Consider the following 21790-nt stretch of genomic DNA (forward strand, 5'->3'; position numbering starts at 1 on the left):
GGCCGGCTCGTGGGGACGGCCAGCGCCCCCGCCCGGACCCGCGCTGCGGCCGGGCGAGGGCGCCCCAGGCCGGAAGGGGGGCGGCGAACAGACGGACGTCCCGCGCGGGGGCGGCGGCGGGTCGCCGCGCGGAGAAGCCAGGACCGAGGCACGACTCATCGTCGCAGAACCCTCGGAGGTCACCATCCGCCGGCCCACCGGCGCCCGTCCGGCCCGTCCGGCGATGTCTCCGCCGAGCCGGACGCGCAGCGCTCCACCGGGTCGGTTCCAGGAAAGCCCCGACAGCCCTCGTGCACGGTATGGCCCCCCTCAGCCACTGGCATCAGCACGGTGACGTGTTGTCCCATCACCCTCGCATCTTTCCGGTGATGATGCGGGCGACGGTGGCCGCATCATCCGGTGTGATCGTGGGGTAAACCCGGCGGCCGACGTCGAGCACCAGCGCCACGTCCTTCCTCAGCCGGTTGGGATCGAGGTTCCACCAGTGGATGAAGTCCCCCGAGCCCCAGATACGCCACTTGCGCATCCTGTTCGCGCCGGTCAGGGGAAGCACCTCGACGCCCCTGACCGAGGAATAACGGATCCGCTTGTCCCCCCATGGGTAGTAGCTGCGGATGGTGATCTCCTGCTCGTCGCAGCGGACTGTGCGGTCGTCGTAGATCGCATCGGACATGATGCTCTTCCTCTCCTGGCGTTCTACCGGGCCCGGAGTTCCAGCCGGGGCTCCGGTGGTCCTCAGGATGGCCATCAGACAGGTGGTTGATCATCTGGCTTCGACGACCTCGCGCCGTGTTGCCCGAGCCAGAAGGTGATGTCGTCGGCTGAGGACTCCCAGAGCGGCGGCGTGCCGATCGATCCGTCCGGTGCCTCGATGCCCGCACCCCCATCCATCAGCGCCGGCGCGACATCGACGTCGTCGCGGTCACCGGGACGGGCGACGATCTGTCTCCCACCATGGTCGCATGAGCGTCGCACCCCCTTCGGCCTCGTCCAGCAGCCGGTCCGCCTCGCGGGCCTCCCGCTCGTCCGCTCGCATCCAGCGCACCATCAGCACGGCGATGAAAGGAAGGTCGGCCACCTCACCGACACCCCACAGGATCGCGCCAGCCGTGTGCTGATCAGCCAGCGGCGCCGGCCCCCAGGAACGATGCAGAGCAAGGTAGTACACAGGTGCCAGGACATGGGTTCGAAACGTCAGAACTCCGCCCGGAATACTGTCCAGCAAGAGCTCCAGGAAACTGATGAAAAGCGCGGCTGCCGCGGCGATCCCCGTCACCCGTGCCGATTCTTCGATCAGCGGCACCGCGACAAGGAACCCCAGCGCCAGTAGCGTGACCTGCAAAATGTGGTAGATCAAATGGCTTCGCAGGCTAGCCCCGAAGATCCCACTGAACACGATGACAGAGGTGGTGACCGGCACCAGTAGTGCGCCGAAAACCGGGCTGACCACGCCGCGCAGCAGTGGCACCCGTGCGAGCCGATTCCCCGTCCGGCGCGAGCGATCCGACGCGAGGGCGCGAGCCAGTTCGACGGGCCGACCACATGCCAGGAACACAGGCGTGACCATGAACAGGCCGAGAACCTGGACGATGTACGCCGAGAACAAGGAGTGGGCATAGGCGCCTGACCACCCCATCGTGAACCACAGCAGGCTGAGCAGGCCCGGACCGAAGAACATCACCGTGCGCCGGACGGGCCAGCTCTCCCCCCGCCCGGCAAGGCGAAACACCCCACCGGCGTACCCCACCGCGGCGATCCCGATCAACGCACAGGCAACTGGATCCAGATGGAACGCCGCCCACGGGTGAGACGGCGCGGAGAGGGCCGTCACCCCCGGCGACGCGCCAAAGACACGTACCGATCCCATCCGGTTGCCCCCTACAGGCCGTCGTGTACCCGAGCACCGCATCCCGCGGCGCCTGCGCACGCTACGCCCGGGCCCACCCGACCCGACGCCGGTATGGCCGTTGCGGGTGGTGGGATTCGACCCGACCGGGGTGGGGCGACCACACCTCGACCCGCCACTTGATCATGTCCGGACAGTAGCTCGACCTCCTGTCCGGAGCGGACACAGAGCATGAAGGATCGTTCATGTTTAAATGGCCGCTATGCATCCTGACTGTGCGGGTACCGATGCGTAGGTGGTGGCGCGGTGGCGCCGATCCCGCGGCGGTCGTCGTCGAATCGGCACTCGAGGTCCTGGCCGAGGCCGAGTCCCGGGTGCTGCGGGAGAAGGCGCTTGCCCGGCTCGCCCAGCGCCGCGGGCTCGCCTGGGCAAAGGTCGAGCCTGACCTGTACGTGGTGGCACGCGACGGGGTGTACATCGGTCTTGTCCAGGCCGTGCGCTCGCGTCGCCGGGTCCGGTGGGGACCCATCCCGTACTGGTGCTCGCAGCCGTACTGCATCTGTCCGAGCGTCGCGGCGGCGGCGCTGACCATGAGCCGTCTGCACGGCGCGCGTCGGCGGTCGACGGACGGCCGTCAGGCCGCGTGATGCGACAGTCACCGTCCTGCGACCGGGACCACTCCCCGGTCAGCCCCCTGGCCGGGGGGATGGCCGGTCGGAGGCGCGGACGAAGCCCGTCTCATAGGCGAAGACGACCGCCTGGACGCGGTCACGTAGTTCGAGTTTCGCGAGGATGCGGCCAACGTGGGTCTTCACGGTCGCTTCGGACAGCACGAGGTGCCGTGCTATCTCGGCGTTGGACCGCCCGGCTGCAACCTCGTGGAGGACGACTGTCTCGCGCTCGGTGAGTCGGCCGAGGCGGGGGTCGGCGGACGGTTCGGGTTGGTCCGGGTCGGGGAGCTTGTGCGCGAACGTGTCGAGGAGCCGCCGGGTGATGCTCGGAGCCACGACCGCGTCGCCGCTCGCCACCGCCAGAATCGCGGAGTGCAGGTCAGCCGGGCGTACGTCCTTGAGCAGGAATCCGCTGGCGCCTGCGCGCAGCGCCGCGTAGGCGTACTGGTCGATGTCGAAGGTGGTCAGGATGAGCACCTTGGTCGCCCCTCCGGCGGCGATGATCTGGCGGGTCGCCTCGATGCCGTCGATGCCGGGCATCCGGATGTCCATAAGGACGACGTCGGGTGCGAGCTCAGCGGCCATCCGGATCGCCTCGGCTCCGTCCTCGGCCTCACCGGCTACGGCCAGGCCGGGTTGCGAGCTCAGGATCATCCGGAAACCGAGGCGCAGCAGCGGCTGGTCGTCCACGAGCAGGACTGAGAGGGGCACTCGCTCATCCTCTCTCGGGCATGGCCGGCTCCGGCGCCGCGGCCCACATCGTGTGGCCCGGGCCGGAGGACTCCTGGCCGGGCCCGGCGGGAAAGCGGGCGTGGACCCGCCAGCCGCCCGCTGGCCGTGGGCCGGCGGTGACGAGGCCGCCGAACGCCGCGGCCCGTTCCCGCATACCGACGAGTCCCTGGCCGCCGTTGCTCTGGCCGCCGTTGCTCTGTCGATGCGGCTCGGTGGCCGGCTCGGAAGGCTGTTTGGCCCGCGCCGCCGGGACCAGACAGGGCTGTTCCCCGCCGACGTCCAGAATCTCGACGTCGACTCCGTGCGGGCTGTAACGCAGCCGGACCTGGGCCACCGCCCCGGGCCCGCCATGTTTGAGGGTGTTGGTCAGCGCCTCCTGGACGAGCCGGAACACGGTGAGCTCGGCGCCGGCGGACATTGCGCGCGGCTCGCCGTCGATCTCCAGACTGACCGGCAGGCCGGTGGCGCGGACCTGTTCGGCCAGCCGGTCGAGATCCCCGAGGCCGGGTTGTGGCGCCCGGATGTCCTGCTCGCTGTCGTCTCGCAACACGCCGAGCAGCCGACGCATCTCCGCGAGTGCCTCCCTGCCGGTGTCCGAGATCGCCTCGGCCGCGCGGCCGGCCACGGCAGGATCGGTATCGAGAGTGAGCCCCACGCCGTCGGCAAGCGCGATGACGACGGCGAGGTTGTGCGCGACGATGTCGTGCATCTCGCGGGCTATCCGGGCCCGCTCGGCCGCGGCGCCCAGGCGGCTCTGCTGTTCGTGTTCGCGTTCGAGCCGGGCCGCGCGGTCCTCCAGGTAGGCCAGTCGGGCCCGGCGGTCGCCGATGTTCACCCCGGTCGCGCAGGCCGCGATCACCATGCCGGTGAGGAACACGAACGCGCTGAACGCGGGCTGTACCGAAGGACCGCCCCAGCGCACCGCGGCCAGCACCACGCCGGCTTCGACGACACCGGCCGCGACCAGCATCCAGCGCCGGGAGCGGGACGCGGCCACGGTGTAGAGAGCGACCAGCAACGCCGCGTCGCCCGGCGAGCGCACGTTCACCAGCCACTGGACGAAAGCGAGTACCACGACGACGGCGAACACCGCGAGGGGACGGGAGCGGCGCCAGATCAGCGGCGGGAGCAGGACGGCCGCGAACACGTGGCCGGCCGGATATCCCTGCGGATGCAGCACGACGGCGATCAGCGCCACCGCCGCGAGCGGAAGGACGACCGCCGCGTCGACGGCCATCGGATGCGTGGTGAGCAGCCGTCGCAGCGCACCACGGGAACGCGGGGCGGGCAGGCCACCGCCGGGCGCATCGTGGGCGAGCCACTCCGCCGCGCCGGAGATGACCCGTCGCAGGCCCCGCGCGGAGAGCGCCACGACGCTAGGCGTCCCGTCGGCGCAGCGCCACCGCCGCCCCGGCCAGGGCGACCGCCGCGTATCCGCAGAACAGTGCAAAGCCGTTCCACGGTGCCATCGACGTGGGGTCATGGACGACGGACAGGATCGCCTGACCGGCGCTGCTGGGCAGGTACGGATCGATGTTGTCCGACCAGTTGGACGGCAGGAAGTGCACGATCAGCGGCAGGACGAGCAGGATGCCGAACAGCGTGGCGATACCGCCCGCGGTGCTTCGGATCAGCGCACCGAGCCCGACTCCCAGCAGACCGACGACCGTGAGATACAGCCCCCCACCGAGCACCGCGGTGAGGACGCCGGGGTGTCCGAGCGTGGTGTCAATATGCCGCGACGACAGCACCCCCTGCCCGAGGAGGAAGGCGGTGAAGGACGAGATCGTCATGAGCACGAAGGTGACCGCCGCGAACACGACAGCCTTCGCCCACAGCACGGGCAGGCGGTGGGGCACCGCGGTAAGCGTCGCTCGGATCATGCCGGTGCCGTACTCGCCGCTGAACGTCAACACACCCAGCACACCGATGGCGAGCTGGGCCAGGAACACCCCGCTGAGGCTGACACCCGTCGGATCGAAGCGCAGCCGCTCGAGTGGGGATTCCTGGTCCCAGTGCTGGACCCGCGCCCACGAGATGAGGCAGCCGAGGGCGACCACGAAGACGATCGCCGCGAGCAGGCTGAACAGGGTCGATCGCAGGGAGCGCAGCTTCGTCCACTCCGAGCGCAGGACCCGCCATGGGGTGACCCGGTAGCCGGCGCCGGCCGCGAGGCCGCTCGGGGCTGGTCGCTCGACGGTTGCCGCGGTCACGCCCGCGCTCCTGGCCCGCCGACGACGGCCCCGGCCGTTCCCACCAGCTCCGCTCCCGACCTGCCCGCCGTTGTCGTCGGGTCACCCGGCGGCGACGACGGCGTACCGCCGTGGTACTCGACGGTGTCCCGGGTCAGGGTCATGAACGCCTCCTCCAACGACGCCTGCCGCGGCGTCAGCTCGTACAGCGGGATGCCGGCCCCGGCCGCGGCGATACCGATCCGGTCACTGGACAACCCCGAGACCTCCAGGACGTCGGGACCGTCGGCGCGGACCGTGACGTCGGTGGACAGCAACAGATCACGCAGTTCGGTCGCGCGCGGCGACCGCACATGCACGGTGTTTCCCGAGGCGGCGGCGACGAAGTCCGCGACGGACTGGTCCGCGATCAGCCGACCCTGCCCGATGACCACGAGATGCTCGGCTGTCAGCGCCATCTCGCTCATCAGGTGGGACGACACCAGAACCGTCCGTCCCTGCGCCGCCAGGTCTTTCAGCAGCGTGCGGATCCAGCGGATGCCCTCCGGGTCCAGCCCGTTGACGGGCTCGTCGAAAATCAACGTTCCCGGATCGCCGAGCAGCGCCGCCGCGATCCCCAGCCGCTGCCCCATACCCAGCGAGAAACCACCCGCCCGCTTACGGGCCACGGCAGCCAGGCCGACCAGCTCGACGACCTCGTCGACCCGTCGACGCCCGATGCCGTGGGTCTGCGCCAGCGCCAGCAGATGGTTGTGGGCCGAGCGCCCGCTGTGCACCGACCGCGCCTCCAGCAGGGCACCGACCTCGCACAGCGGGGCCCGGAAGTCACGGTAGCGTTGGCCGTTGATGCGGACCGTCCCCGAACTCGGCGTGTCGAGATCTACGATCATCCGCATCGTCGTCGACTTTCCCGAGCCGTTCGGCCCGAGAAATCCGGTTACCAGTCCGGGCCGAACCGTGAAACTCAGGTCCGTGACCGCGAGCTTCTCGCCATACCGTTTGGTGAGACCCGCCACCTCGATCATCAGTGATCACCCATCTGTTGAGATCCGGGGTCGTCCCGCCAAACTAGCCCGCGCGGAACACCGCCGACGACGGCCGCAGGAGCGATTTCCGAAAGCCCGGAAATCCACCTTCAGACGTACGCCCCCGAGACCAGAGAGGTACCCGGCCCGCTGTCCTGGACGAATCAGACCGTGCGGATGGCCGGCTGGGAGACCGCCGCGGCCGGCGGACACGACGGTGCGGCAGGACCGCAGGCCACCGAACATCCCGTGCCAGGGCGGTGCCCGACTCGTCGGACCGTGCGCCCCCACCGGGCGGATACTCACAGTGTGACGAACTGATAGCCATGGGCAATAAGTCGGGGCAGGGCGGTGCGCAGCGCCTCCACGGTCTGCGCACGGTTCCCGCCACCGTCGTGGCAGAGCAGGATGTCGCCGGGTTTTGCCGCGAGTAAGCGCCGCACGATGCGGGCGGGTCCCGGGCGGGCCCAGTCGCGGGGATCGATGTCCCAGTCGATCGGAGTCAGCCCGTGGCGGGCGGCGGCGGCGAGAACCTCGGGCGACCAGTCACCGCCCGGGGAGCGGAACAGCCGGGGCGGGACACCGGCGGCCTCGACGAGAACGGCCTGGGCAAGCTCGATCTCCTGCTCGATCGCCCCCGGCGGCCGACGCGCGAAGGGCTGCGGATGCGTCATCGAATGGTTGCAGACAGCGTGCCCCTCCTGCACGATCCGGGCGACGATGTCCTTGTGCGCATGCGCCTCCACGCCGACGAGGGAGAACGTGGCCCGTACCCGGTAGCGCGCCAGCAGGGCGAGGACCTGCGGGGTCCAGTGCGGATCGGGCCCGTCGTCGATGGTCAGCGCGACAGCGTCCGGGGGGGCGTCGGGCAGCAGGTCGTGGACGGTGAAGACCGGGCGGGCCCGGACCGCAGCGGCGGGGACCGTGGGGGGCGCGGCGAGCCCGGCCATCTCGTCCGGGTTCATGGTGGCGTTCGGGGAGAACCCGTCCCCCGGGCTGGCGATGATCGGCGGCGTCGGCGAGATGGCCGACGGGCGTAGCTCGGACCGCGCCCGCGGCTGCGCCGGAGAGGATCCCGGCTGGGAGCAGCCGGCGACGGACGCGCCCGTCGCGACCGCGCCGAGCGACACCAGCCAGGACAGCAGCTCCCGTCGGCCCACCGCGCCGGACGGACCGTCGGCGGATGGCCCGCTGGTCTGCTCATGATGCCTGTCCTTCATCATCCCCCTCCGGGACGGTCGATCGGGTGACCGGGGTGAGCGTGGGCCACGGCGGCCTCCGGTCGGCGCCCGTGGTCGCCGGATCCTCGGGCGTTCACGGTGTACAGCTGGTGTCGGCGAAGCCGGGGCCGCCCAGGACGGGCGTCGACGCAGTGGGGCTGGCCGGCGTCGCGCTCAGGCCACGATCCGGGCCGGCCATGGACGTCCCGACACCCGGCAAAGCCGTCCCGAGGCCGGAGAAGGACGTGCCGAGGACGAGAACGAGCCCCTGGGCGGCCGAGGAACTCGCCGCGATCCGCGCGCCGGGGATCGCGGCGGCGAGATCACGGGCCGGGGCCAGCTCGGCGGGGCCGTAGCGGACGATCGTGCCCACTCGCGTGGTCGGATCCGAGACCGGCACGAGGTCGCCGGCGAAGCCCGCGGCACGAAGCGCCCGAGCGGTGCGGCTCGCCAGCCCCTTGCGGCCGGTGTCGTTGCGGACCTCGGCGATGTGTACCTTCCCGGGCGCGAGTCGGGACACCGAGGCAGCGGCGGACGCGGACGCCGACGAGGTCGGGCCGGACGCGGAGGCAGCGGTGGGCACGCCGCGCAGAGGCGGGCGCAGTGGGGCGAGGATCTGCTCGGCCTGCTGGCTGCTGTAGAGGAGCACATCCCCGTGGGGGGGTATGTCACCCTGGATGTTGACGGCGCCCTCGGCTGAGGTCGGGACGTGGGTGGGCAGGGTGACGAAGGTGGCTGCGCCACCGGTGAGGCCGTGCAGCCGTCTGGCGAACGTGAGCATCTGCGCAGTCGAAAGCCCCTGGTCGACCTGCAGCGAGCCGCCTACGGCGGCAAGCAGGCTGGCGATGCGCACCGGATTGGTCAGCACACCGGCACTGGTCGCCCTGGCCAGCAGCTTCGCGAGGAACTGCTGCTGGCGCAGGATCCGCAGCCGCTCGTCGCCGAGTGCGTGCCGGGTGCGAACGAAGGCGAGTGCCTGGTCGCCGTCCAGATGGTTCTGGCCAAGCCGGCCGTGCCACTGCGACCAGTTGTCGTTGAGGTTGGCGTGCGAGCCGTCCGGAAGCGGTGCGACGCAGACCGTCACGCCGCCCACAGCGTCGGTCATCGCCTTGAAGCCGGCGAGATCGATGAGGACGAAATGGTCGATCCGCAGACCGGTGAGTGCCTGCAGGGTGGCGACGGTGGCACCGATGCCACCGTCGGCGAGGACGTTCGTCAGCTTGTCGCGCCCGTCGGCCGGGGTGTGCGGGGTGTCCGGCGGAGCGGTCACCAGGGTGTCCCGCGGGACCGAGAGCAGCGTCGCCCGCCCGTCGGCACCGAGATGAGCGATGATCGTCGTGTCGGAGTGCAGCCCTCCGACCTCCGCCTGGCTGCCGTACTCCCCGGCCGTCCCGGCCCGGCTGTCGGTGCCGATCAACAGGATGTTCACGTCTCCGGGCGCCTCCGGCGGCGGGTGCGCGCCCGACGACAGACGCAGCCGCAGGATCGACCCGCTGAACAACCGGTACCCCGCCCAGCCACCGACGCTGCCGGCGAGCACGGCGAAGGACAGCACGGCGGCGAGGGCCGTCACCACCCGGGCCGCCACAGACGACGGCTGGCGTGCACCGGCCACCGACCGCTGCCGCCGCACACCGGCCGGCATGAGCCGGAGTCGATCCGGCTCGCGGATACTCACGCTGTGATGCCCCCCGCCTCACCGAATGAGGATCAGCCGTTCGATACCCGGCCGTCTCAGGCAACCCTGGACCTGATCCGGCAGGATCGGGCCAGAGGCCGCCTACCGCACCTCGTCCGCATCGCGGTGCGACTCCCCGCCCGGCGGGGGATCCTCCGCCGTGACCTGGGCGGTCGGGGCGGTGGGCAGCGCACCCTGCGTGTCCTCTGCGTGCAGTGCACGCGTCTCCGCCTTGAAGATCCTCAGCGACTGTCCGAGGGAGCGCGCGGCATCAGGCAGGCGACGGGAACCGAACAGGATCAGGAAGACGGCCGCCACGATCAGGATGTGCCACGGTCCGAACTCACCCATCTGAGCGCTCCTTCCTCGAGCGCGAGGCGCTCACCCGGGCTGTCCCGGGCCTACTCCGAGAATCGACCTACATATGAAAGATCTTTCATATGTAGGTTTCGAGAGTACCTCTGTTCTCGTTCGTGGGCGACACCGGTGGGCGGGTGAGCGACCAGCGACCCGGGCCGGGTGGGCACCGCCCCCGGGACGCCGCGGACGCCGGCCTTCAGAAGCACAGCAGCAGTCGCATCCCCTTGATCACTACCAGTATCAAGGCGAGCAGAACATAGAGCCGCAACACCAGAACGATCGCGCGACGGCCACGGGAACGAGGCGGTTGCCCGAGTGTCTCGAGCGGCGGCATCGTCCATGTGGCGCGGTCCTCCCCAGATCGGCCGGCGCCGTGTCCGACGGACAGGTCAGCGCCGCACCCGGGTCCGCGGACCCAGGCAAGCGCACTCGTGGCACCGACGACACCGGCGAGCCCGACCAAGGCCACCGTGACCTGCACGGGCACCCCCAGGCCCGGAAACAGCGTTGTCAGCACGAGCTGCGCCGACAGGACGATCAGCATGCCAACGATCACGGCGGCCAGAACGTTGAGCCACGGCGGGTTCGTCCACGGCCCGAGCACTGCTCGGTCGTTGCACAGCAGGACCAGGAACACCGTCGCGCTCGGTAGCAATACCCCGGCCAGCACGTTGACCAGCAGCGTGAGCAGACCGAGGGGCAACCCCGGGATCATCACCACTGCCGCGGCAAAAACGATCATGGCCAGAAAGCTGCCATGGAACGCCCTCGCCTGCCGCCACGGGCGATGCAGGGAGTGGCGCAGCCCACTGGCATCGCCGATCGCGTACGAGGTCGAGAGTGCCACGGCCGCCGCGCCGAGCAGCGAACCACTGAGGACCACGACCGCGAACAGGACCCCGGCCCACGCGCCGACGGCGGAGCCCAGCGACGCCGCCGTGTGCTCGGCGTCGACGAACCCGCCGCCCCGGCCGCCGGCACCGGCACCGGCGCCGGCGACATGGTGCAGGGCCGCCGCGCAGGTGGCCAGTGCGGCCGCCGCGCCGGCGACGAACAGGAGCGTGCCCACGGCGATGTCCGCGCGCGCGTAGCGGACCCAGCGGCTGGTCACCCGCTTGTCCACGACGTTGGACTGCTGGAAGAACAGCTGCCACGGCGAGACCGTCGTCCCGATCATGGCGACGACGAACAGGACGCCGCGCGTCGGTAACGGGCGCCTTCGCGTCGCCGCCAGGTGCGCTGCGGCCAGCGCCGGGTGATGCGCCTGTACCAGCAGGGCCAACGGGACGACGGCCAGCGTCCCGAGCAGGGCGGCGAACATCGCGCGTTCCCAGTGCCGGAAACTGCCGCGCGCCGTGACGCCCACCAGCGCCATGGCCGCCAGCGGGACGGACACGAGCCGGCTGATCCCGAAATACCCGCAGCCGAGGGCGATCCCGATGAACTCGGTCACCAGGGTGAGCGCGTTGAGCACGAGCAGGTCGGCCAGGGCGAAACGCCCCCAGAGCCGGCCGAAGCGTTCGAAGATCAGCCGCGCGTGTCCGACGCCCGTCACCGCGCCGAGGCGGGCAACCATCTCCTGGTTGACGAACAACACCGGCGCGAGCAGTATCACCAGCCACAACAGCCGGTAGCCCCGGTCCTGCCCGGCCTGCGCGTACAGCGACAGGCCGCCCGCGTCATTGACCATCACGATGACGCCGGGCCCGAGGACGGCGGCGAAGGTCGCCAACCGGCGCCAGCCCGATGTCCGCGGGCCGGTGTCGACCAACGGGATCGTGCCCCACGCACCCACCACGTCGCCCCGGTGGGCCCGGTCGAGCACCGTACGCCGTTCCACCGGCTGTCCACCGAACGAACCGCGGACGATCACGCCATCGCCCAGGCGGGAGGAGCCGGCCGCACGGGGCGACGCGGGATCGTGGGATGCACTGTCGCGTGTGGGCATCGCGCCCCCAGTCAGGAGGCGGAGGCGGCGCCGCGCAGCCGCCCCCGCGGCGTGGCTGGCCGGGCCACCCGCCGGATCGCGTACGTCAGCAGGACCCGCGCATCCTCGTCGGACAACGCGTACACCCGATGGCGTCCTACCCGCTCGGCCCGCACGAGTCCATGCTCGCGCAGGACGCGCAGCTGATGGGACACGGCGGACTGCTCGAGCCCGAGCTCCTCCACCAGCTCGCCGACCAGCCGCGGACCGCCGGTGAGGCAGACCAGGAGCTGGACCCGGCTCGGCGTCGACAGCGCGAACATCACATCCGCGATCCGCCCCGCCGTGTCCTCGTCCACGCGCAGGCGGCCATCGCTGTCCGGGGTCGGCACGGGCGGATGGGCGGACACCAGGCCAGCATAGATCCCGGCCCACCTGAGATCCCGGCCCGCGACACGGCTTCGGAGCGCCAGCCGGGCCGGATGCGTCCCGCACACACCGGCCAGGCGTCTCCGGGAGCCCGCACCGGCGACCAGGTGAACCCGCCGGAGGATCACCGGGGGTTCTCCTCCACGGGTGCGACGGTCGGCGTCAGCCGTCTTCGCCGCCCTGTTCGATCAGCCTGCTGGTTGGACGTTCGAGACGGTTCTGGATGAACATGTTTCCGGGAAACGTCTCCGGTGTGCCGGGAAAACCATGGAACACCGCGAGGGCGGGGAATCTCCGATCGGCCGGCCCCCGAAAACAGCGGGCAGGCAGATAGAGCAGCCCGTGATGACTCAGACCGCTGCGGGCGCCGCGAAAAACTACCGACAGCATTTCGCCCTTGCCGTGACGCGCCGCAGGGCGCCCGGCAGCCAGCCAGTCGGCCGTCAGGACATCGGCTCCTGTTGTCGATGTTGAGCATCGGGGCAGCCCCGGCACCGATCGGCTGCGCGAACGATCACGCGGCCGCGTCCCCGTCACCCGTCCCGAGCGCCGTCGACTCCACCCCGACCGCGCCCCGGAACGCCCCGGGCCGGACCCGGCGGATCACACTGACCACCTCGGAGTCATCTGTCATCGCACGGGTTCTCGGCGCGTCAGCGGAAGGATCCATTCGGGTCTCCGACAGCTGTAGTATTTTCTGGCAAAGCCGGCGCGAGGACAGGCGGAGATAATCATGACGGTGACGCCATCCGCGAACACATTGCGTGCGTTCAAAAGGCCGGAGGCAGGGCTGCCCGGGGAATTGAGGGGCTGATGCGTGGGACCGTCGCCGTTGTCGACGACGACGAGGTGCTGTGCGCGACGATCGTCCGGGTCCTGCGTCTCGAGGGGTTCGGGGTGCCGTGGTCGGCGATGACCGGAGGCGCGGCGTTGCGACGGGTGGCCGATTCCGGGTCGCCCGATGTGCTGGTCCTGGACGTCGCGCTTCCCGATACGGATGGCAGGGATCTGCTGGGGGCGCTGCGTAGCAGAGGTGTCGCGGCGCCGGCGCTGCTGCTGTCCGCGAAAAGTTCGGTCGCCGACAAGGTCCTCGGCTTCAGCGCCGGTGCGGACGACTATCTGACCAAGCCGTTCGCCATGGAGGAGCTGCTGGCACGTTTGGACGTGCTGGTCCGCCGGACGCCTGGTGGCGTCACCGGCGAGGTCGCTCTCGATCCGGTACGGCATGTCGTGGCCGGCCCGAGCGGCTCCCGACCGCTGTCCCCCACCGAGTACCGGCTGCTTGCGGCACTGGTCAGTCGCCGTGGCGAGGTTGTGCGGCGGGCATCGCTGATCTCCAGTGCATGGCCGCCGGGCTCGTTCGTTCGGGAGAACACGCTGGACAGCTACGTGGCGAGGCTGCGTCGCGCGTTGCTCGACGTCGGCAGCCGGGCGTCGATCGCGACCGCGCGGGGTGTCGGTTACCGGTTCGACTGATGCATCGGCGGCTGGTCCGGCTCACAGTCGTGGTCATCGCGGCCTCGGTGGGTCTGTTCACCATGGCGTTCTGGGTGCTTCTGCGGAGCTGGATGCATCACGACGCCGACGTCCTGCTGGCCTCGCGTGCGCGGTCCGCGGCAGCACTGGTCGCGGTCGATGCCGGGCGGCTTGTCGTGGAGGAGACGCCGGGCGACGAGGCGGTGGAGCCGGAGATGTGGCTGTTCGACCTGAGGTCGTCCCCGGTGGTACGTCCGCCGGGGGGCCGGTCCCTCGATGCGGCAGCCGCCACGCTCGCCGCGTCCGGGCCAGGCACGCGGGTGGTCAGTGGGGTCGAGCTACGGTCACTGCCGGTCGGTGACGGGGCTCGCCGCATCGGCGTGGTGGTGGTGGCGCTTGGCCTCGCGCCGTATGTGCACAGCGAGCGGCTCGCTGTGGGCGCGGCGGTCGCGCTCGACCTCGTCATCGTGGCCGGCGCGGTCGTCCTGGTGCATCGGCTGGTCGGTTCGGCGTTGCGCCCGGTGGCCGACATGACGACGCGCGCCCGCGAATGGGCCGTACACGATCTGGATCAGCGGTTCGGGCTTGGACCACCGCGCGACGAGATCACCGGCCTCGCGGTGACGTTGGACAGCCTGTTCGCCAGGCTCGCGGCGAGTCTGCGGCACGAGACGCTGCTCACCGCGCAGATCGCCCATGAACTCAAGGCCCCGCTGGCCCGGCTGCGGGCCGTCGCCGAGGCGAGTGCGCGGTACGACACACGGCCCCGGCAGCTGCGGACAGCCCTCCACCAGGTGATCGGCGAGGTCGACCAGCTCGCCGGAGTCGTCGAGACTCTCCTGAAGGCGCACAACGGCTCCGCGACGACCGGGCGAGTGGACCTCACCGAGGCGGCCGCGCGGGTGACCCGCGCCGCCACAACGGCACACCCGCGTGTGCAGGTGCATGTCCACGGCGTCGCCCAGCCGGCGCTGTGCGATCCGGACCTGGCCGAACGGATCCTGGCGCCGATCGTCGACAACGCGCTTCGGTACGCCCGGTCGGCCATCACCGTCCAGATCGGCGCGGCCAGTCCGGGGCATGACGAGGCGTCGACAGTGCGGGTCCTGGTTCAGGACGACGGCCCGGGATTCCGTCCTGACGAGGTGGACGCGGTTTTCGACCCCGGCTACCGGGGGGCCGCCGCGACGGGGGACGGCGCCGGGCTCGGACTGCCCCTCGCGCGAAGGCTCGCCCGGCTCGTCGGCGGCGATGTGCTCGTCGTGCCCGAACGGCACGGCCAGGTGGCCGTGATCCTGCCGGCGCTGCCCGGCATGTGGCGGGCCTAGGGTGTGGCGGGCACCGTCCGCCGGAGCCGGTAGGTGAGCATGTGCCCTGCTCCTAGCCTTCCACGGCCGCGGACTCGGCCGCGGCCCAGTCCCGGTTCGCCCCCCCTGCCCCATCTGCCCCATCTGCCCCGCTGATGCTGTCGGCGGCCATGTCGGTGTGGACGAGTTCGGATCGGTCCTTCTTCGTGACCGTCAGATAGATCACCGTCGCGACGATCGCAGCGAGGAACACCAGGCTGGTGGCCAGGGTGCCCAGTCCTGCGCCGCCTTCGTCGCTGGCGCCGCTGAGGTAGTCGCCGGTCGACCCGCCCAGCGGCCGGGTCAGCACGTAGGCGATCCAGAACGACAGGATCGGGCCGAGACCGAAACCCTGGTACGCGGCGTAGACAACCGCGATCGCGATGGCGAAGACAACGACCGCGGTCAGCAGGCTGAGCCCCAGCCGGTCGGTCAACAGGTCGCCGGCGGCGGTGCCGAGCGCGAAGGTGACCAGCACCGCGAGCCAGTAGAACACCTCTCGCCGCCTGGTGATGATGCTGTGGATCGACAGCGTGCGCTCGACCCGGTACCACACGAAGAACGTCAGCGCGAGCAGGGCGGAGAAGGCGGCGGTGCTGGCGACGAGGCTGACGTTCAGGCCGTCGGTCAGGTTGTCGGTGACCAGCGTTCCGACAACGCTGATGAGAACGACGGTCGTCCAGTACACGCCCGGCAGGTAGTGGCGAAGCCGGAACTGCGCCACCAGCGCGGCACCCAGCAGGCCGGACATCAGAAGTGTCGTCCTGCCGAGCCCGAAACCGAGCGTGGTGTTGAGATAGTCGGCGGCACTCTCACCCACGGTCGTGCAGAGAACCTTGATTATCCAGAAGTAGACCGTTATCTCTGGGACCTTGTTGGACATCGGCCGACCTGCGGCCACCGTTTTTCCGGCTGAGGTAGTCATGCTCACGACACCCAGAATAATGCCGCCAACCTGACAACAACCTGACTGGCGATGAACGCGTCGGCACCGCCGGACAGGCAGGCCATCAATGCCAGCCAGCATATCGAAACAAGTGCCCGCCACGGGCGCGTTTCCATGACGATCCCCATCGCCTCAGGCCGGCGGCGCCGCAGGAAGGAGCGGAAAGGCATCGATGACACCGTCAGCCCAGCCGGAGAGGCGTCGCACGGTAGGGCACCTCGAGTCGAGGGCACCCGAGATCACCGTCATGTTCTGGACCGTCGGGACTCTCACGACCGGGATGGGTGCGGGCGCGTGGGAATTCCTCGCGAACCGTGGCGTCCCACTGGCCGGGCAGTGGGCTTATCGGGCTCGCGGTGGCATGTGGCTGCGGCTGCGGCTGCGGCCCCCACCCTCGCCGCGATCTTCTGTCTGTGGCGCCGCGACGAGCGAACCCTGTCAATCCACAGCATCGTCACCCGCCGACATGAGGCGCCGACCCACCCCGCCGAACCTCGTCGCGATACGAACCGCGTTTCACTTCTCACCGTCTGCCACACTCGGCCGGATACCGGAAAGCATCACGATGTCCACAGAGTGAGATTTTTGAGGAATTGACAGTGATCGGCCGCCCCGGACAGCAGCACCACAGCCAGACCGATGATCATCGCTATGCCAAGAAATCTCCGCCACAATCCGGCGACCTTGTCAACTCCCCATTGCACGACTCCATGGTAGAGACGCCTGATGTGATGAGGATGTATTGGATCATCCGTGGATACGGCCCGCGGGCCGACATGGACGAGGACTTTCGGATCGCGGCTCACGGTCGCCGTGGCGAGGTCGCAGGATTCGGTGAGTTCACAGCCACAGGCCTCGCCGCCATCGCGGGAACAAACCATCGACAGGAGTCGGATTCGGGCGGATACCTGTATCTGCCAGGCCCATGCCCACCAGATGGGGTCCAGGTCATTCCGGCCGACTCCGTGGGCCTCGGTCAGACGGGATCAACGAATCACTCGAACCGCCAGTGGGTCGGCGTTGTTGTTCGACGTTCCTGTACGGATCGCTCGCCGGCCGGACGTCGGGACGGGGGGCAGGCCTGGGGCGCCTGCCGTTGCGGGCGTCGAAGGCGGCAATCCCACGGCGGTAGGCCTGTTCCTTGCGGCGCGCGATCGCGGTCGGTTCGATCTCGGCAACACCGATGCGCCCGTGGGCGCCGATGACGCTGGCCCGGGCGGCGTCGAGCAGACAAGGTGCCAGGGCATCCGCGAGGGCGCCGGGATCGTCGGGGGCGACGGCCGCGCCGGCCTCCCAACGTTGCACGAACGGCGCGACCCCGGTCCGGGTCGTGGTCACCACCGGACGGCCCGCGGCCATCGCCTCGGCGGCGACGATGGAGAAGCTTTCGAACCGGCTGGGCACGGCGACGACCCGGGCCTGACGGTAGACCTCGCGGACCTGCCCGGCGGACAGATGCCCGGGCAGCTCGACGTTCAGACCGAGCTGCGCAGCCCGGCGCGCCAGCCACTGCCCCGACGGCGTCCCGGAGATCATCCCGGCGGATCGGCCGGCGAGGATGAGCTTGTGAGCGACCCCGGCGCCGCGCAGCCGCGCGGAGGCTTCGAGGACCACGTCGACACCTTTGTAGGCCTCCAGTCGACCGATGACGGCGATGGTGGGTTCGGTCTCGGCGACGTCGCCGATGTCATGCCAGGGAGAAGCGTCAAACGGGTTCGGGATGACCTCGACCTCCCGGCGACTCAACCAGCCGGAGTCACGCAGGGTGTCGACGAGCAGCTGCGAGGGTGAGGTCACCACCGCGGCGCGGTTCGCCGAGGTGCGGTCGATCCGGTCAGCCAGGCTGCCCTTGATCCCGATGGGTTCCCCGGACAGCCGGACAGTGAGCATCGTTGGGCAGTGCAGGTGGATCGCGAGGGGATGGGAGCGGCGCATGGCCTGAACGAGCCCTCGGGTCTCCCCGTCCTGGGTTTCGATGATGTCGGGATGCAGGCCCAGCTGGCGCATCCACAGGCTGTAGGACAGCGGGAGGCTGGCCCGCAGCGACAGCGAATCCCGCGGGTACAGCGGGCCGCGCAGCCGGGTACCGACCGGGCCCAGCGCCCGGCTGACGGGAATCCGCAGCAATGGCCGGCGGTGCACGTGGACACCGGCCTCGACACTGTCGGTGGACTGGTGACCCTGCGCGCAGAGCACATGGACGTCGTGCCCGAGTCCGGCGAGCGCGACGGCCAACGCCGCGGTGTAGGTACCCGCCCCGTCCCAGACGACGGGCGGGTACTGCTCGCAGAAGAACACGATACACAAGGCCCGTATCGACCCGAACGACTCCGTCACCTGTCCCCGATTCCCACTGTGCCGCGACCCTACCGTGCCATTACCGGAGAGCAACAATAAAGTGCGAACACGTTACCCGAGGAAACATGAGCAACGGGCAGCACATGTCAACACAACCGACGGTACGCAGCTACGGAAACTTTCCGCCTCGACAATGGCCGACGAGAACGACAACCAAGAAGAGCGATCTGCAGATCCTGGAAACTCGTCGGACCGGTAGTCGCAACCTCCCGTCTCCGGGCAGAACAGCATCGGTCGATGCCTCGATTCTCGGATATGGATCATGTGATTTCCATGTGAACGAGAGGGCGACCGGTGGACGGATCGTTCCGGACGGAACGCTGTCGCCCTTCCACGACCGAGGGGCAACCCGACAGATCGGGGCAACCCGACGGATCGACCTGAAATTCAGGTCGATCCTCGTGCCATGACGACCTCGCACGGTACGGACGTGCGATCGGCGTGGCCGCTCGCCTATCTGCCGGAGCTCCCGGTCACGGCTCCGGTCGACGCACCGGCCCCGATCCGGCTGTCCTCGGCGTGCCGCATCCTCTCCCAGCCCCAGGCCAGCCCCTCCTCGACCCTGACCCCCAGACCGGAGCGCGTGCCTGCGCCGCCCATGACGGTGCGACCCGCTGCAACCGCCCGGACCAGGTTGTACCGCGACGGGAAGCTGAGTATCTCGGGTTTCCCCGCCGCTGACATCAGCGAGTATGCCGACCAACCCGGCGTGACGATCTGGCTGGATCTACACAACCCTGATCGTGATGATCTCGCCGTCCTACGCGAGGAGTTCGGCCTGCACCCGCTGGCCGTCAAGGAGACGGCCCCGTGCCCTGTTGCTCTTGACGGCCGGAGGCCGGGCAGGCGCGTCGAGAGGTGGGTTCCGGGTTTCCCTACTACGCCTGCCCGACGACGCCTGTCCGGCGTGAGGAAGAGCTGTTACTGGGCGCCGACGGGCTGGTTCTGCCGGCCCTGACCGGACCGCTGCGCGCCGACACGCTCACCGGACTGATCGCCCGGGGAAGCGCCGGCGGCCGTCGGTTCCCACAGATGATTCTCGACATACTGCTCGCTGTGGCGGGATTTGTCGGTGATCCGCGCGACGAGGCCTTCGATACCGCTCGCAGCATCAAGGCCCGAGGTGCCTACCTGATTGAACTGGACGAGGACACGGTACGGAAACAGGTCGCCGCCGACCACATCCATCCGAGGTACAAAAATCGGACTACCGGAACCCCCGCGAGGTGCACCTGCCCCAGCCAGAACATGATCCCAGAGAGATCGCACCCTTGCCGGCCGGGTACACCTCGCCCTCGTCGGATTCGAGCCATCACCAGAATATGATCATTACAGTTAAGGGCGGGGGGTGGATCCTGTGTGGCACGGGATCCGATCCCCATGGCCCACCCTACCTATATACCACCTGTTTACGGGCGGCGCTCGATGGTGAATGGATTGCTGGTTGGGTGAGCCTGGTGAGCACCCAGGCGGATCACGTTCGGAGAGGCGGGACGACCGTCGATCGTGAAAGCGAAACCGGTCCGCGCCGCCGCACCGTCGACGAAGTCGATCCCGTCAAGACTGCCGTAGTTGACGAACCTGAAGGTAAGCGTCCTGTGGTCCTTACCAGGGGAGAGGGTGTCCCCCTTCTCCAACCGCACACCATGCGCGGTGATCGGCCGATCGGCGCGGACCGTCCCGGTGAACACCACCTTGCCACGACCAGGGTGGGTGACCCTTAGATGCCAGCCGGCCTGGTCATGCCAGACATAGTCGCCGGCCGCAGCACCACTTTTGACAACAGGAGCACCAAGCACGATGACCGGGAGACGCCCCGCGTGGCTGGAGCTGTCCCTCGATGCGGCAACGCTTGCGTACGGGGTGGGAGATGGCGCGGCGTTCGCCATACCAGTCAGGCCGCCGACGAACGCGGCGCTCGCCGCCACGGTCCCGACCGCCACTGCGGCCCTACGAGGTACACGCATGGAAACCTCCACGATAAGGGTTAACCGATGATTCCGGGTGAAACCATGCAGCGACCATCGCCAGCCATGGCCACACCCGCCGTCCAGATCCTGTATGAGTTGCACATGAACTGCACAAGTTACGTAACAAAATGGCAGGAAATGCTCGCAGGGCGGTTCCACTCGACGCCACGGGGAAAGCGCCGAGCCGGCCGGTGACACCGCATCGCGGGTGGAGGTCTTCCACTTTCATGGGCATTTCCTCCGTTCGAACAAGAACCCGCCACCCTCGCATCACACAGCCTGGCGGTCGTCATTCGTCCGCCTACACGCGTCATTCGTCCGCCTACACGCGTCGCATGGACGGCTTATGGTCAGGGCCACCGATGCGACGCCGGAACAGACGCGGTACCCGGCCTCCGCCAGGACCACAGGCGCCGATTCGGCCAAGGCCATCGCGGGATCAACGCCACGGCGCGACCGCCTACACATCGGCACCCGCAGGATCCATGCCAGCCACCCTAGCATGAACAATCCTTCATATATTTTTCCGCACCCGCCACAGCGCAGAACGTCGCAATTCACCGGTCGCAACCGATGGAGTATCTTCCGTTTGGCGGCGACTTCCAGTAAACCCAGATCTTTCCCGTCTCAACCAGGTATGACTGCGGGAAAACCTCCCACCCCTGTTGATGTTGATTTGTGCTGTTCGGTCGGGGTGCGGCCGTGGCAGTGTGCCCGCTGTCGCGCGGGTGGGCATCCCGTCCACGTCCGGGACGGGTCCCTTCCGGTCGGTGGGCTGGGAGGTCGGTGGGCTGGGAGGTCGGTGGGCTGGGAGGTCGGTGGCCCGGGCTCTCCGGGGACGGGCGGTGTGTGCAACGTCCTGATCGCCTGGACGGCCAGTGGGGCTCAGGCGGTGGTGGACCGCGGGGTGTGGCAAGGCCTGCCGGACGTGGTGGGCCCGCTGGCCCGCGAGCGAGTACAGCCGGTGGCGCAGACGTTTCGGTTCCCACGATCTCGCCGGGTGATCGACGAGAGCGAGCATCCAGGTCCGGTCGCTCAGATCGCAGGCAAGCGCGTCGAGCGCACCAGATCTGGTTCCGAATAGGAATGTGTAGGGCCGGTCGGTCAGGCCGACATTCCTGAGCACCTTCGCCGGGTCATGGGTCGCGGCGGCGAGGGGCCGGAGGCCTGGGCCACATCCGCCCCACGCCAAATCTGCCACACATAGTGGCCTGGGTAGCCTGCGCGTCATGTCCCGGCTGGTCGTTCCGGCTTCCTCTCGTCACCGGTTTCTGGCTGCGGCCGGCGCGGTGGCAGCCGCAGGGCTGACGGGCTGCGGCACCGGTGATTCGAACCCGCCGGCGTCACCGGCGTCGTCGGGGTCGCCGCCGCCGCCCTCCGGCACGAGCACCGCCACGCCGCTGATCCTCGCCGAAGCCGCCGCCGGGTGCTGGGGCATGGACGAGCCAGTTCGCTCCCCGACTCACCACGAATTCACCGCGAGGGGTCTGCTGCCCCCTGGAAACCGGACACTGTGATCCGGATCAAACGGTCCCTGGACGGACGTTGGACAGCACGGATCTGTTCTTGGCAGGGCGGCGTTCGACGGGCTCAGGCGCAGCACCGGTCACGGAG

Annotated in this window: 21 protein-coding genes; 3 read left to right on the forward strand and 18 right to left on the reverse strand. The window is 69.5% G+C overall.

Annotated features, from left to right (window positions below; translation table 11 throughout):
- Nucleotides 1–346: 346 nt before the first annotated feature.
- Together ND747_RS06695 and ND747_RS06700 are read right to left on the reverse strand one after the other, a co-directional pair.
- Entirely contained in the window at nucleotides 347–673 is a 327-nt protein-coding gene (locus ND747_RS06695; protein ID WP_251732593.1) for a hypothetical protein, read from the reverse strand.
- A 249-nt stretch (nucleotides 674–922) separates the two neighbouring features.
- The gene (locus tag ND747_RS06700; protein ID WP_251732594.1) at nucleotides 923–1831 is read right to left on the reverse strand and encodes a cytochrome c oxidase assembly protein; all 909 of its coding nucleotides are present in this window, start codon (nucleotides 1829–1831) and stop codon (nucleotides 923–925) included.
- Between the two features lie 302 nt (nucleotides 1832–2133).
- Between ND747_RS06700 and ND747_RS06705 the strand changes: the two genes are divergently transcribed.
- Nucleotides 2134–2493, forward strand: a complete 360-nt coding sequence (locus ND747_RS06705; RefSeq protein ID WP_251732595.1) for a hypothetical protein — start codon at nucleotides 2134–2136, stop codon at nucleotides 2491–2493.
- Nucleotides 2494–2532: 39 nt separating this feature from the next.
- Here the strand turns inward: ND747_RS06705 and ND747_RS06710 are convergent, their stop codons facing one another.
- From ND747_RS06710 to ND747_RS06755, 10 genes are all read right to left on the reverse strand, one after another.
- Complete coding sequence (locus ND747_RS06710; protein WP_251732596.1) at nucleotides 2533–3228, reverse strand: response regulator transcription factor; 696 nt, start codon at nucleotides 3226–3228, stop codon at nucleotides 2533–2535.
- A gap of 4 nt (nucleotides 3229–3232) precedes the next feature.
- The gene (locus tag ND747_RS06715; RefSeq protein ID WP_251732597.1) at nucleotides 3233–4621 is read right to left on the reverse strand and encodes a histidine kinase; all 1389 of its coding nucleotides are present in this window, start codon (nucleotides 4619–4621) and stop codon (nucleotides 3233–3235) included.
- Between the two features lie 4 nt (nucleotides 4622–4625).
- Nucleotides 4626–5462: an ABC transporter permease gene (locus ND747_RS06720; protein ID WP_251732598.1), complete on the reverse strand. Its 837-nt coding sequence runs from the start codon at nucleotides 5460–5462 to the stop codon at nucleotides 4626–4628.
- On the reverse strand, nucleotides 5459–6466 hold the full coding sequence (locus tag ND747_RS06725; RefSeq protein WP_251732599.1) for an ATP-binding cassette domain-containing protein: 1008 nt from the start codon (nucleotides 6464–6466) through the stop codon (nucleotides 5459–5461). Before ND747_RS06725 ends, ND747_RS06720 begins: the two co-directional genes overlap by 4 nt.
- A 302-nt stretch (nucleotides 6467–6768) precedes the next feature.
- Entirely contained in the window at nucleotides 6769–7686 is a 918-nt protein-coding gene (locus tag ND747_RS06730) for a polysaccharide deacetylase family protein (protein WP_251732600.1), read from the reverse strand.
- 94 nt (nucleotides 7687–7780) lie between these two features.
- Entirely contained in the window at nucleotides 7781–9364 is a 1584-nt protein-coding gene (locus ND747_RS06735) for an LCP family protein (protein WP_251732601.1), read from the reverse strand.
- Nucleotides 9365–9466: 102 nt separating this feature from the next.
- On the reverse strand, nucleotides 9467–9715 hold the full coding sequence (gene tatA / locus ND747_RS06740) for a Sec-independent protein translocase subunit TatA (RefSeq protein ID WP_251732602.1): 249 nt from the start codon (nucleotides 9713–9715) through the stop codon (nucleotides 9467–9469).
- A 205-nt stretch (nucleotides 9716–9920) separates the two neighbouring features.
- Nucleotides 9921–11672, reverse strand: coding sequence for an NRAMP family divalent metal transporter (locus ND747_RS06745; protein WP_374216166.1), 1752 nt, complete (start codon nucleotides 11670–11672; stop codon nucleotides 9921–9923).
- Nucleotides 11673–11683: 11 nt separating this feature from the next.
- The gene (locus tag ND747_RS06750; RefSeq protein WP_251732604.1) at nucleotides 11684–12061 is read right to left on the reverse strand and encodes a metalloregulator ArsR/SmtB family transcription factor; all 378 of its coding nucleotides are present in this window, start codon (nucleotides 12059–12061) and stop codon (nucleotides 11684–11686) included.
- A gap of 181 nt (nucleotides 12062–12242) precedes the next feature.
- Entirely contained in the window at nucleotides 12243–12575 is a 333-nt protein-coding gene (locus ND747_RS06755; RefSeq protein WP_251732605.1) for a hypothetical protein, read from the reverse strand.
- 318 nt (nucleotides 12576–12893) lie between these two features.
- Here ND747_RS06755 and ND747_RS06760 point away from each other — a divergent pair, with 318 nt between their 5' ends.
- Both ND747_RS06760 and ND747_RS06765 read left to right on the forward strand, forming a co-directional pair.
- Nucleotides 12894–13556 carry a response regulator transcription factor gene (locus ND747_RS06760; protein ID WP_251732606.1) on the forward strand — a complete coding sequence of 221 codons (663 nt, stop codon included), beginning with the start codon at nucleotides 12894–12896 and terminating at the stop codon, nucleotides 13554–13556.
- Entirely contained in the window at nucleotides 13556–14884 is a 1329-nt protein-coding gene (locus tag ND747_RS06765; RefSeq protein WP_251732607.1) for a HAMP domain-containing sensor histidine kinase, read from the forward strand. Before ND747_RS06760 ends, ND747_RS06765 begins: the two co-directional genes overlap by 1 nt.
- A 52-nt stretch (nucleotides 14885–14936) precedes the next feature.
- On the opposite strand, the gene ND747_RS06770 is transcribed toward ND747_RS06765, so the two are convergent.
- The 6 genes from ND747_RS06770 to ND747_RS29235 all read right to left on the reverse strand — a co-directional run bounded on the left by ND747_RS06770 (nucleotide 14937) and on the right by ND747_RS29235 (nucleotide 21572).
- Nucleotides 14937–15785, reverse strand: coding sequence for a hypothetical protein (locus ND747_RS06770; protein ID WP_251732608.1), 849 nt, complete (start codon nucleotides 15783–15785; stop codon nucleotides 14937–14939).
- A 44-nt stretch (nucleotides 15786–15829) separates the two neighbouring features.
- Nucleotides 15830–16018, reverse strand: coding sequence for a hypothetical protein (locus ND747_RS06775; protein WP_251732609.1), 189 nt, complete (start codon nucleotides 16016–16018; stop codon nucleotides 15830–15832).
- A 778-nt stretch (nucleotides 16019–16796) separates the two neighbouring features.
- On the reverse strand, nucleotides 16797–18185 hold the full coding sequence (locus ND747_RS06780; protein WP_251732610.1) for a glycosyltransferase family 4 protein: 1389 nt from the start codon (nucleotides 18183–18185) through the stop codon (nucleotides 16797–16799).
- Between the two features lie 942 nt (nucleotides 18186–19127).
- Nucleotides 19128–19394 (reverse strand): hypothetical protein, encoded by a 267-nt coding sequence (locus tag ND747_RS06785; RefSeq protein WP_251732611.1) that lies wholly within the window; start codon nucleotides 19392–19394, stop codon nucleotides 19128–19130.
- Between the two features lie 221 nt (nucleotides 19395–19615).
- On the reverse strand, nucleotides 19616–20173 hold the full coding sequence (locus tag ND747_RS06790; protein WP_251732612.1) for a hypothetical protein: 558 nt from the start codon (nucleotides 20171–20173) through the stop codon (nucleotides 19616–19618).
- Between the two features lie 1264 nt (nucleotides 20174–21437).
- Nucleotides 21438–21572 (reverse strand): hypothetical protein, encoded by a 135-nt coding sequence (locus tag ND747_RS29235; RefSeq protein WP_285900107.1) that lies wholly within the window; start codon nucleotides 21570–21572, stop codon nucleotides 21438–21440.
- Nucleotides 21573–21790 lie beyond the last annotated feature (218 nt).

This window comes from Frankia sp. R82 (assembly GCF_023716925.1).
Lineage (GTDB): Bacteria > Actinomycetota > Actinomycetes > Frankiales > Frankiaceae > Frankia.

What these genes read in the sequence shown, in the direction of transcription:
- ND747_RS06745 (WP_374216166.1), bottom strand. Translation starts at nt 11,672, where the DNA reads ATGCCCACACGCGACAGTGCATCCCACGATCCCGCGTCGCCCCGTGCG.
- ND747_RS06725 (WP_251732599.1), bottom strand. Translation starts at nt 6,466, where the DNA reads ATGATCGAGGTGGCGGGTCTCACCAAACGGTATGGCGAGAAGCTCGCG.
- ND747_RS06785 (WP_251732611.1), bottom strand. Translation starts at nt 19,394, where the DNA reads ATGGATGTGGTCGGCGGCGACCTGTTTCCGTACCGTGTCCTCGTCCAG.
- ND747_RS06760 (WP_251732606.1), top strand. Translation starts at nt 12,894, where the DNA reads ATGCGTGGGACCGTCGCCGTTGTCGACGACGACGAGGTGCTGTGCGCG.
- tatA (WP_251732602.1), bottom strand. Translation starts at nt 9,715, where the DNA reads ATGGGTGAGTTCGGACCGTGGCACATCCTGATCGTGGCGGCCGTCTTC.
- ND747_RS06695 (WP_251732593.1), bottom strand. Translation starts at nt 673, where the DNA reads ATGTCCGATGCGATCTACGACGACCGCACAGTCCGCTGCGACGAGCAG.
- ND747_RS06765 (WP_251732607.1), top strand. Translation starts at nt 13,556, where the DNA reads ATGCATCGGCGGCTGGTCCGGCTCACAGTCGTGGTCATCGCGGCCTCG.
- ND747_RS06705 (WP_251732595.1), top strand. Translation starts at nt 2,134, where the DNA reads ATGCGTAGGTGGTGGCGCGGTGGCGCCGATCCCGCGGCGGTCGTCGTC.
- ND747_RS06790 (WP_251732612.1), bottom strand. Translation starts at nt 20,173, where the DNA reads ATGCGTGTACCTCGTAGGGCCGCAGTGGCGGTCGGGACCGTGGCGGCG.
- ND747_RS06775 (WP_251732609.1), bottom strand. Translation starts at nt 16,018, where the DNA reads ATGCCTTTCCGCTCCTTCCTGCGGCGCCGCCGGCCTGAGGCGATGGGG.
- ND747_RS06770 (WP_251732608.1), bottom strand. Translation starts at nt 15,785, where the DNA reads ATGTCCAACAAGGTCCCAGAGATAACGGTCTACTTCTGGATAATCAAG.
- ND747_RS06730 (WP_251732600.1), bottom strand. Translation starts at nt 7,686, where the DNA reads ATGAAGGACAGGCATCATGAGCAGACCAGCGGGCCATCCGCCGACGGT.